The 3,270-nt window shown below is 50.1% G+C and carries 3 protein-coding genes; all 3 read right to left on the bottom strand.

The genetic code is table 11. The features are described from left to right. Positions 1-34: 34 nt before the first annotated feature. Positions 35-2,227: a bifunctional diguanylate cyclase/phosphodiesterase gene (locus E1297_RS03400; protein WP_196223172.1), complete on the bottom strand. Its 2,193-nt coding sequence runs from the start codon at positions 2,225-2,227 to the stop codon at positions 35-37. Beyond that, positions 2,148-2,597: a YHS domain-containing (seleno)protein gene (locus tag E1297_RS03395; RefSeq protein ID WP_155133880.1), complete on the bottom strand. Its 450-nt coding sequence runs from the start codon at positions 2,595-2,597 to the stop codon at positions 2,148-2,150. Before E1297_RS03395 ends, E1297_RS03400 begins: the two co-directional genes overlap by 80 nt. A 396-nt stretch (positions 2,598-2,993) precedes the next feature. Beyond that, a partial coding sequence (locus E1297_RS03390) for a hypothetical protein (protein WP_209015624.1) occupies positions 2,994-3,270 on the bottom strand: 277 nt, incomplete at its 5' end.

Genomic DNA, 3,270 nt, shown 5'->3' with positions numbered 1-3,270 from the left:
CAGGATTTTTTACAAATCTTGTTCTGACCCTTAATTATGTAATTGATTTTAATACAGGATGCGATTTGCGAATTAGTCTTTTGGATCTGCTTGATTGGATCCATGAGAGCGCTCCCGAGAAAGACAGTGGTGGCGAGATCAAATACCCCTGAACAAAGTCGCAACCCAAATCATGCAGCACCTCAAATTGTTTCTGTGTCTCAATGCCTTCTGCGGTGATGCTGATATCGAGTTCTTTGCAGAGGGCCGAAATCGCGCGTACAATTTCTTCCGTCTGACCTCCTGGGAGCGGACTTACCAGCGAGCGATCGAGCTTCAAACCATGCAGCGGCAAAAGCGCCAATTGAGAAAGTGAAGAGTAACCCACTCCAAAATCATCCAACTCAATACGGACGCCGGCGTGGCTTAGCCTTTGAATCGTCTTCGCAGCTTCATTGTAGGGATCCCGGATCATGGTTTCTTCCAGGACCTCAATCGCCAGACAGCTGGCAGGCAAATTGCGTTTCTTCAATGCTGAGAGGACGTGCTCGACATAAACCGGGCTGTGCAGAGAGGCTGTGGAAGCGTTTGCTGACACTCTCAAGTTCGGAGCTCCACAACGATGAAATTCAATCAAGGCATCAAGGCCTTTCTCCAGAATCATCATGTCCAGCTTGTTAGAAAACCCTCCATCCTCGATTGCGGACAAAAACGCCTTGGGCACACTGATCTGCTCATATCCTCGCTGCCATCGTGCCAGAAGTTCCAGGCTAATGATTTCCCCAGACCACAAATCAAGTTGTGGCTGAAAGTAAGGCTCGAAGTCGTGATTATAGATGGCTTGAGTGATTTCATCGGCCAAGCTACGCCGAGACTTTAGCGCGGTATGTTTGTCTGCATCGTACTGGCAAGATGTTCCACGGCCGTTATTTTTGGCATCGTAAAGCGCCAGATCTGCATTCGCCAAAAGCTTCTCGAAGCTTGTACCCCCGGATTTCTCTGTTGCGACCCCGACACTCGCGCCAATCTGACATTCGACTTGCTGCAGTATGACCGGCAAAGAGAGCTTCTCGACAAGGACATCGCCAGTTTTTTCGATAAAGACCGCAGCCCCCACAGAACAAGGCGCAATTGCGATGAACTCGTCCCCACCCATGCGCGCGACCAAGGCTTTATCGGGCATGGAGGCTTCGATTTGCCGGGATGCGTGGCAAAGCATTTGGTCACCGATCGCATGCCCATGCTGGTCGTTCAATGCTTTGAAGTAATCCAGGTCGATTGCAAAAACCACAACGGCCTCGCCGATAGCGGCGGCGCGGCTCAGGCAGCCTTCGGCAAACTCCAGGGCAGCTCTTCGGTTTGCCAAACCCGTCAGGGCGTCAGTTGAGGCCAATTTCCGTAGTTCTTCAGTCCGCTCAGCTACCCGGATCTCCAAACCGGCTTTAATAGACTTCAGCTCACTTTCCCGCGCTTGCACCGTTTCGTGCAATTCAACAAAAGCTGCAGTCAATGAACCAAATTCATTGTTCGGAAGTGGTTGTTTTGGAGTGCTCCACTGATTGGTTTTCCACCCATCGATCAATTGATGAAGTGTTTCTATCGGGCGACCGACCATGTATCGGAACGCCAAAAAACCGCCGAGCCAAATTGCAAAAATCGCTAGAAATGCGCTAAAGGCAGAAAAAACGAGAGACTCCTGCAAGAGCTCCCGTGCAGGCTTGTAAGTGATCCCTAGTTCGAGGCTTCCACCATCAGTGAGTTTGCCATCGCGCCGGACATTGATTTGTTGCGCCATCGAGGTGCCATGGGTGGCTTTTCGACCCAAGCTGGCAATTGTGTTACCGGTTTCGTCGTTGATATGAACAAAAACGATATCCGGGTCCGCAACCAGGCTCGCGCCTATCAATTTGAGCAGACGTTCGTCCCGATCCCCCATTGCGCGTGACATGACAATCGTTTGGTTCTGTAAAATGCGTTCCAGTTTCTCATCAAGTTTGATGACCTGATTGTCGTACACGGTTTTCGCATTCCACAGCGCGACAGCGAGGATTGCGAAAAACGCTATTGGAGCAGCGATCAAGAAATACCGGTTTTGAACGGATTGCCTTGGCATGCTGAACGATTCGTTTCTTCTTTGGAACGCCATTGCAGCCAGACAAATATCTGGCTCAGTTTGAAGTGGCTCGGAGCTGCGGCCAATTGCTGTCGGCCAAGCGGATGTTTTCTTGTTCCGCCTCCAACCAGACATCGCGCGTTCCGGCATCTAATTGAAGGAAGAGCCGATCGTCGACCACCCTGTATGCAAGCGGGTCAATGTCGAATTTCTGGCCAAGGCTCACGCCGTAAGAGCAGTGGCCATCATACTCAGGCTTGAATTTGTCCGGCTGTTTCAAAAACGCCGAGCGGTTTTCGGCGTTCACAAAATGATAACGTGCACCATCATGAACAGCGGAATACTCCGGCGATCCCTCTGCCGGTGTTGCAGCATTGAAATAGGATACCGGGTCGTATCCATGAAGCTTCAGTTCAGCCTGTGCAGGTCCATCCGCGAATATAAACACGAGATATGCCGCAACGACGACACCGACACCGACGACACTCAAAGCTAGCGTTTTCAATTCACTCCCTCCAACTACGTTGTCGTAGCGTCTGAAGACCCCCAGACAATATACAACCCTAATTTTACCCCAGGGGTTCTGATGCCGAATAGATGTCAGAATTGGCCAGGAGTGTTGATATTGCCCGATGCCGTGCGGCCTTCGCGTCTTTCCAAATAAGATGCCATGAGTTGTGCCAACTTACTGATTAGTATTTTGGAATAAAAAATAACCCGCCAAGCGGGTTATGAAGTCGGGAGCAATTTTGTGAACATGACCTGTTGGGGAGGGACCAAGTTCGCTTTCTATCGATATTGAAATACATAATTATTCCGCCGTAAATCAGCAGTAATATCGGCGTTTTTAGTACGCATTCTATTAGAGTCTTCCGTCTTCGTGAAAAATACTTATGCAATTTCATCTTTTTTCGACGCTGCGTCCAATCCATGACTGCACCAATTTCTGCCCGGCCATCGGTGTTTTGGGCAATGCTTTTTCAAGCCACCAGCCACGCATACGTCTTCTTTCGAGAACACTGAGTTCGGCATCGGTATAAAGACGCCGATGGATTGGCATTGCTTCGCTGTTTGTGCGGTAAAGCGAATGCGGAAGCCAAGGCAGATGTGGCCGGTGGTAATCGCTACGGTTCTTCAACAGCATACACCGGGCTGCGTATTCCGACATCATCTGACCA

This window comes from Roseibium sp. RKSG952 (genome assembly GCF_009711355.1).
This window is presented reverse-complemented; position numbering and strand designations above follow the sequence as displayed.

Bases quoted from the DNA above. Each gene is read 5' to 3' on its own strand.
- E1297_RS03400 (WP_196223172.1), bottom strand. From the start codon at position 2,227: ATGTCTGGTTGGAGGCGGAACAAGAAAACATCCGCTTGGCCGACAGCA.